Annotated in this window: 4 protein-coding genes and 1 riboswitch; of the genes, 3 read left to right on the forward strand and 1 reads right to left on the reverse strand. The window is 56.2% G+C overall.

The window, feature by feature from the left end; translation table 11 throughout:
- Positions 1-10: 10 nt before the first annotated feature.
- A riboswitch (TPP riboswitch) is annotated at positions 11-127 on the reverse strand.
- Between the two features lie 317 nt (positions 128-444).
- Complete coding sequence (locus CK227_RS35985; RefSeq protein WP_082826710.1) at positions 445-708, reverse strand: hypothetical protein; 264 nt, start codon at positions 706-708, stop codon at positions 445-447.
- 491 nt (positions 709-1199) lie between these two features.
- Between CK227_RS35985 and CK227_RS35990 the strand changes: the two genes are divergently transcribed.
- Genes CK227_RS35990 through CK227_RS36000 form a run of 3 tightly spaced genes read left to right on the forward strand, consistent with a single transcriptional unit; the run spans position 1200 to position 5658 of the window.
- Positions 1200-2537 carry a metallophosphoesterase gene (locus CK227_RS35990; RefSeq protein WP_063169413.1) on the forward strand — a complete coding sequence of 446 codons (1338 nt, stop codon included), beginning with the start codon at positions 1200-1202 and terminating at the stop codon, positions 2535-2537.
- A 2-nt stretch (positions 2538-2539) separates the two neighbouring features.
- A complete protein-coding gene (locus tag CK227_RS35995; RefSeq protein ID WP_063169412.1) occupies positions 2540-4606 on the forward strand; it encodes a hypothetical protein in 2067 nt (688 codons plus the stop codon).
- The gene (locus CK227_RS36000; protein ID WP_063169411.1) at positions 4603-5658 is read left to right on the forward strand and encodes a hypothetical protein; all 1056 of its coding nucleotides are present in this window, start codon (positions 4603-4605) and stop codon (positions 5656-5658) included. The genes CK227_RS35995 and CK227_RS36000 overlap by 4 nt, the downstream gene beginning before the upstream one ends.
- Positions 5659-6004 lie beyond the last annotated feature (346 nt).

The following is a 6004-nucleotide window of genomic DNA, read 5'->3' on the forward strand; positions in this document are numbered from 1 at the left end:
CGTAAACTCCCGCAAAGCGCTTGCACCGTCCCTACGCCAGTATGAACTGGATCAGGTTCAACGGGTCACTGCGCCGCGAAAGCCAGCAGTATCTCAGCCCCTTGCCGGGACTCCCCTGGTGAATGCCTTAGGTTGAACGGGCTGACGCTATCTTGTCAAGCGCATTCGGGCGCCTTCGGCCGGTGGCGACGACCGGCGGCCAGCCGGGCGGAGAGCTCGCGCATGCATCGGGGACAAGTCACGCCCCGTAGACCGGGGCTGAATGGCCAAAGCCTCATTCGCTTCGTGAAGGATGGAGAAACTGTATTGGCCATGTGCGCGTATCGACCAAGTAGCTCAGGCGGTCACGGATGTGGTTATTCTGGTCGAAGGTGACGAACGGCCTTGGGGGTCACCTCCTTTAGGATTCAGAGGTTGGAAGACGGCTTCTCGCGATCACGGCCATCAGGAAATACCTGTCTTCGGCTCAACCTCGACATGGCGTCCGATCGACCGCAGATATACAGCTATCTCGTTCATGAGATGATCGCGTTCGCCGTAGATTTCAGCAATCCTACGCAGCTGTGGCTCGACGGCCCTCCGTTGCGCTGGCGTGAAATCAGCATCGCCAAAGACGTATCCCAAGTTGCCAATCGCGCAAATTTTGCAGCCGGCGTCCACAACTGCTTGTACGAATGCCGGAATGTCTTTTTCTTGCATGGTCTTCATGTCGAACCTCTCGTGAATGGCGTGCTTGCGCCCCAATCTGCCTTTTCAGCGTGTCCTCTGGGCGGCGCAAGCCCTGAGCGTGACTGTGCACGGGCAACCTCGACTATCCCATCTGCCACGCTCTTTAGAATCGGTGGGGTCTGGTGATCGCAGGCTGGGCCACTCAAAAGCCTGCAAGAAGAAAGTCATGGCGACCATTGCTCAAGATCGCAAGGGTGCGTGCAAGACCTTCCGTTGGCAGTCATGCACGCTCGCTCAGAGATAGTCCGGCCGCGGAAATTCTCCCTTATTCGTAAGAAAGCTCATTGAGCAACTGGGCATTGAGCAACTGGGTCTCACGTCACGGGTCTCGTGTGCTTCACAGCCGAAAAATAGCCGCCGTGGCAATTCTCGAAAAGTGCAGGCTACCTCGTTAAGGACACTGCGGATGATCGTTCGCGCTTGGCAAAAGCGAACGGATTAGTCTATGGCTCTCGGCAGGGGGGCGAGTTATGCGGCGGGTGCGAATCCTTCAAGTAGGCGATATTCACTATCCGGACTGGCATCCTTCCTCTAGCAACATCGATGCCAAGGATAGCAAGTTCGCTCCGAAAATAACGCAGAAGCTACGCGCGTCTTCGCTGCGTGCCGTCTTGACGAAACTTCGGCGGCTGACGACTTCGAAGCCCTTGGATTCGATCGCCTTCATGGGGGATTTCACGAGCCGTGGCGACAAGACCTTCATTGCTTCGGCATTCCAGCATTTCACGTTGCTCTGCCGCGCACAGGGACGCAGTTCAAAGGCGCTTCCGTTGATATTCGTACCGGGAAATCACGATGTGAACCGTGATGACGCGCGCGAACTTGGACCGACTGAGAAATTCAGCGAAATGGCGAGTTTAGCCGCCCGCTTGGGTTGGCAGACCGTTCCCGTGGACCAACCCGTGCACTTCAGACTTCCGACAGGATCCGCAGGCGCAAACTTCATCCTCGTCAACACAGCGATAGGCAGTTGGGAGCTTCAAAACCTTCCCGCGTTCCTTCGTGATCGTCTCGAGGCACTCAGTCCTTCTACAGAGCCTCTAGATCTCGGCTCGCCGGACATCTCGGGACATTCGCCCGCGACACCTCCCAGCGATCCAGACAAGGAGGCGTCCGACGACGAGTATTACGGTCAGATGGACACGCCATACATCTCGCGTGAGATGCTTGCAGGCCTACAGGAATTGCTCCAGCAGCCCGACATGCGTTACGGCATCATAATCGGCCATCACAATCTGCTGCCACAAAAGACTCCGCGCATTACGCCATACGCGGAGATGCTCAACAGCGGATTTGTCAGAACTCAGCTGCTGCAGGGCAACAAGCCTATCGTCTACCTGCATGGACACATACATGCTGATCCGGTCGAGATCGTCAACGATCCAAGGTTTCCGGACGGCAAATTGATCTGCATCTCAGCACCAGAGATACAGTCAGGTTTCAATGAGCTCGTCTTCTTCACGACCGATCAGGGAGAGCTCGTCGGCATCCGACTTATACCCTACCGCACCAATGTCGCCGACGGGACGGTCATGGAAGGCGAACATTGCTTTATTTCGACCATGTCCAACGGCAAGGCCTTTCTGAACAACGACACGTTTGACCTGCTGCGCCGACTGCGCGACCATGCCACCAGGCGCGGGAATGGGTTACTCTTCTGGGACGAGATCACTGAGATTGCTGCCTCCGCCGAGCTCGGGCTAGATCTGGAAGACTCTCTTCTGATGCTCCAAGCGGCGCGCTTCATCGAGATAGACGGCCTCACCAAGGCAAACTCGGCTTGGCGCATTAAGGTAAGGGACGAATAGCGATGGAGAATCCGTTCGGCCCCAACAGGATCGAGTACGAAAGCCGCCCGATACTGTGGTTCAGTCAGAAGTCGGCGTTGATTTCTGCCGCCGCCAAGCCGGTCTTCGTCGCAGGGACGAGAGGCAGCGGCAAGACCAGCATTCTTCGCTCGCTTTCCACAGTCCATATTCTTGAAGACAAAAGTCTCTCGGACCAAGTCGGCAAGCTCGCTTGGTATGGCGTCTTCTTCCAGCTCAATGAGACATTCTCGCCCCTAATCGACAACGCCGTTCTGAACCTCATTCCGGAGCGGATACGCTTCGACACGGCCGCCGTGATCCCGCGGCAATTCGTAATCTTCTCTCACTATCTGGAGCTGAAGATAGTCGAACGCCTGCTCGAGAGCATCGGCCAGCTCAGACGCGACGGCCACTTGAAATACCGGGCCTCCGAAGATAGGGACGTCGCCCTGGCACTGCATCGCGAAGTGCTGCACTTCATACCCCAACCTGCCCGTCTCGACTTCTTCAGCATCGATGAGCTGCGGGGTGGGATAACCCGGTACGTCGACGAATGCTTCAACGCGTTCTTCTTTGCCGCCGATGCCGGAGCGACCGGCTTCAGAGCAACAGACCCTGGCGCGATCATTAACAAGGTCGCGACCGCGATCACTCCACTTTTAAATGGCCCATCTTTCGCCGGTGACAGGGCGCCCTTCTTCAAGATACTGATTGACGACTGTGAAGCACTGACACCGCTCCAACAGCAGTTCCTGAACACCTTGGTGAGAAAGACGCGCGGCAACGTGAAATGGGTCCTCGCCTACATCGGCGGCCTCTACGACACGATCCGGACGATCATACCCGGCCAGTCGCTCTCGAATGCTGACCGGGACGTCGAGAATCTTGATTCAGTCGATCCGAGGGAGTTCGCCACGCTGTGCGAGAACGTGTCGTCGCTTCGGCTGTACTATGCGCTTCCTGACCATCTGCGGAGTGATCTCGAGCGCAACGATGCGCTCAGCGCGTTTTCGCTCAAAAACCGGCTGGGGCGGCTTTCCGTCAATGACATCATCGAGCGGGTTATCATATCGGGTCATTCCGAGGGCAGAGAAGAGCTTGTGGCACTTGCTGATGCAGCACGTGAATTCCTCTCCGTGAATTTGAGGACGGCGGATCAGCAGCAATTCCTTCTTGATCGAAAAGCGCGCCCTTATGCCGAAGGGCTGGCGCTCGCGCTCATGAACCCGGAAATTAAGCGCCGGCCCATGAGCAAGGCGGATGCTTCAAATCTGAAGAGGTCGATCGCCCGGAAACAGGGATGGGCTTTTCTGAAAGCGTGCCAGATGCTGCGTCTGCATGACTACCCGTACGTAGGGCACCAGATCATCACATCATTGAGCGACGTCTGTATACGCGATTTCCTTGATATAATGGGAGAGATCTTCCGCCGCAGTGTTCCGAGTTCCAGTGATCCACGAAAACTGGTGGAATTCATCAACTCGGATTTACAGATTCATCTCGAACAGCAGAGACAGGCTGTGAACGCCGCCTCTCAACGGAAGCTTGATGGACTTCAGGCGCTTTCACATCCGTACGAAGAAGAGAGCGTGCGCATGGTGCGGGCGTTGGGTTACCTGACCGCTCGCCTCCAGACAGAGTTTGCCGAAGAAAATGCTCTAGGAACGACAGAGAGAGGCATTTTCAGGGTTGATCTAAAGGAAATGCGCTCGCTGGTGAACCGACTGGAGCAACCCAGCGGAAAACTGGACGAGGTCCTGCGTCGGGCGGAAAGGGATGGGTTTATCCGGGAGGTCTCCGCCGCCGGCAACTTTGAGGTGGACCGCGCCGACCCCGCATCGAAGGAGATGATGATCAGATTGCATCGGCGATTTGCACCTTACTTCGGGTTCTCCTATCGCGGCCCGTACGAAATCAACACAATCCCTGCGGCGCGGATGGTCGACCTGCTTTTTACCAGGCATCGGCTCCCAGAAGACTGGGCCGACTCGGTGTTTAAGGAGCTCGTCGCGCGGCCCGCACTCAAGACCGAATTCCAGCACTCGCTTTTCGAGAGCGATCTCGAATGACCGCTTCAACTGTCGAGTATCGAGTCTTCGGCCATCTGGCCGTCACCGAGAAGGCGAGAGATGCAGGTACCTGCGAAACGATGGAGGCAGATATCGCGATCGTCGCGCTTGGATGGGAAACGCGTTTCGCCGCGTTCGAAAACCATCTTGACCTGAAGGTCGGCAAGATCGTGGTTCTGGACTTTGCTCTGAAGGAAGCGAACGTCCCAGCCGTCGAAGAAAACCGGCGAAAGCTCATCGCTATGGGTACCCGATGGGGCGTCGAAGTGACTGTGATCACCCTCGAGCCTTCCATCGAGTATCAGAAGAACATCAATCTCCTCGATCACCTGCTCACTCAGATGGCCGCTTCATGTGGCTCATACGAAGGAAGCCTGCGGAAGGTTTTCGTCGAGTGCTCGACGATGCCGCGAATCTACATCCAATGGCTGATTGCGGTGGCATTCAAGAAAATGTCGATTCAGTCTCTCGAATTCGGGTACGCCGAAGGTATCTACGGGAACGCGATCGGCAAAGAGGATTTTTCCAGCGGCTTGGACCGATACGTCACCGTCCCTCATCTTCAAGGCAGCGGAGGAATGGGCGAAGAGAAAGTCCTGCTCGTGGGGATCGGAGGAGATGCCGACGTATTCTACGGATTGATCGATATCGTCAGTCCGGAACGGATCTCGCTCCTCGTCCCAAGAAGCGACAAGAATGCGCATATCGATGCTTTGCTCGATCAACAGGTGGCCAAGGTACGTGAAACCCACCGGCTCGAAGATGGCGAAGTTCGCGACATCCAGGCTTTCGGGCTGATGGCCCACCTCGATGCTTTCGAGACGTATCTCGACGGGTTCGGCTCGCGTGCGGTGGTGAACGTTTTTGTCAGCGGCCCGAAGGTTCAGGCCATCGCTGCTGCCGTGCTCGCCTGCTCCGACAGCCGCGTCCATCTCAAGGCAAGAATTCCCACCTCCTATGCCCATCGTGAAGTCTCAGCGAATGGGCGGTATCATATCTATAGGCTGATTGACCTGACATCCCCTGCCTGCAGCCTTCCCGGGACGTTCTGACACTATCTTGCATTCGAGTAGCATCATGGTCCCAGTAGCCGTTCCGCCAAGCCTTCAGCGCATGTTCGTGTCGCCCGATCCGGTCGATGGGGGGCTAATTCCCACTTGGAAGCTGCTCTACATCAGATCAGGGGGGAATGCAGACTGGCAGAATTCCGTCTAATTAGCGACTAGCTAAAACATATACTCAGGCGAGACTGTTCAGCATAGAAATAGTGAGTCGGCCGTGAACTATCCGCAAGCCATTGATCTGGCCTGTTGATTGAGGCGGATAGCGGCTTTGGAATTGCAGGATTAGCGGTATTTGGACGCTGTTTTCCTGCAATTCGGTTTTGCGATTCCCTTG

Source organism: Mesorhizobium sp. WSM4308 (assembly GCF_002294905.1).
GTDB lineage: Bacteria > Pseudomonadota > Alphaproteobacteria > Rhizobiales > Rhizobiaceae > Mesorhizobium.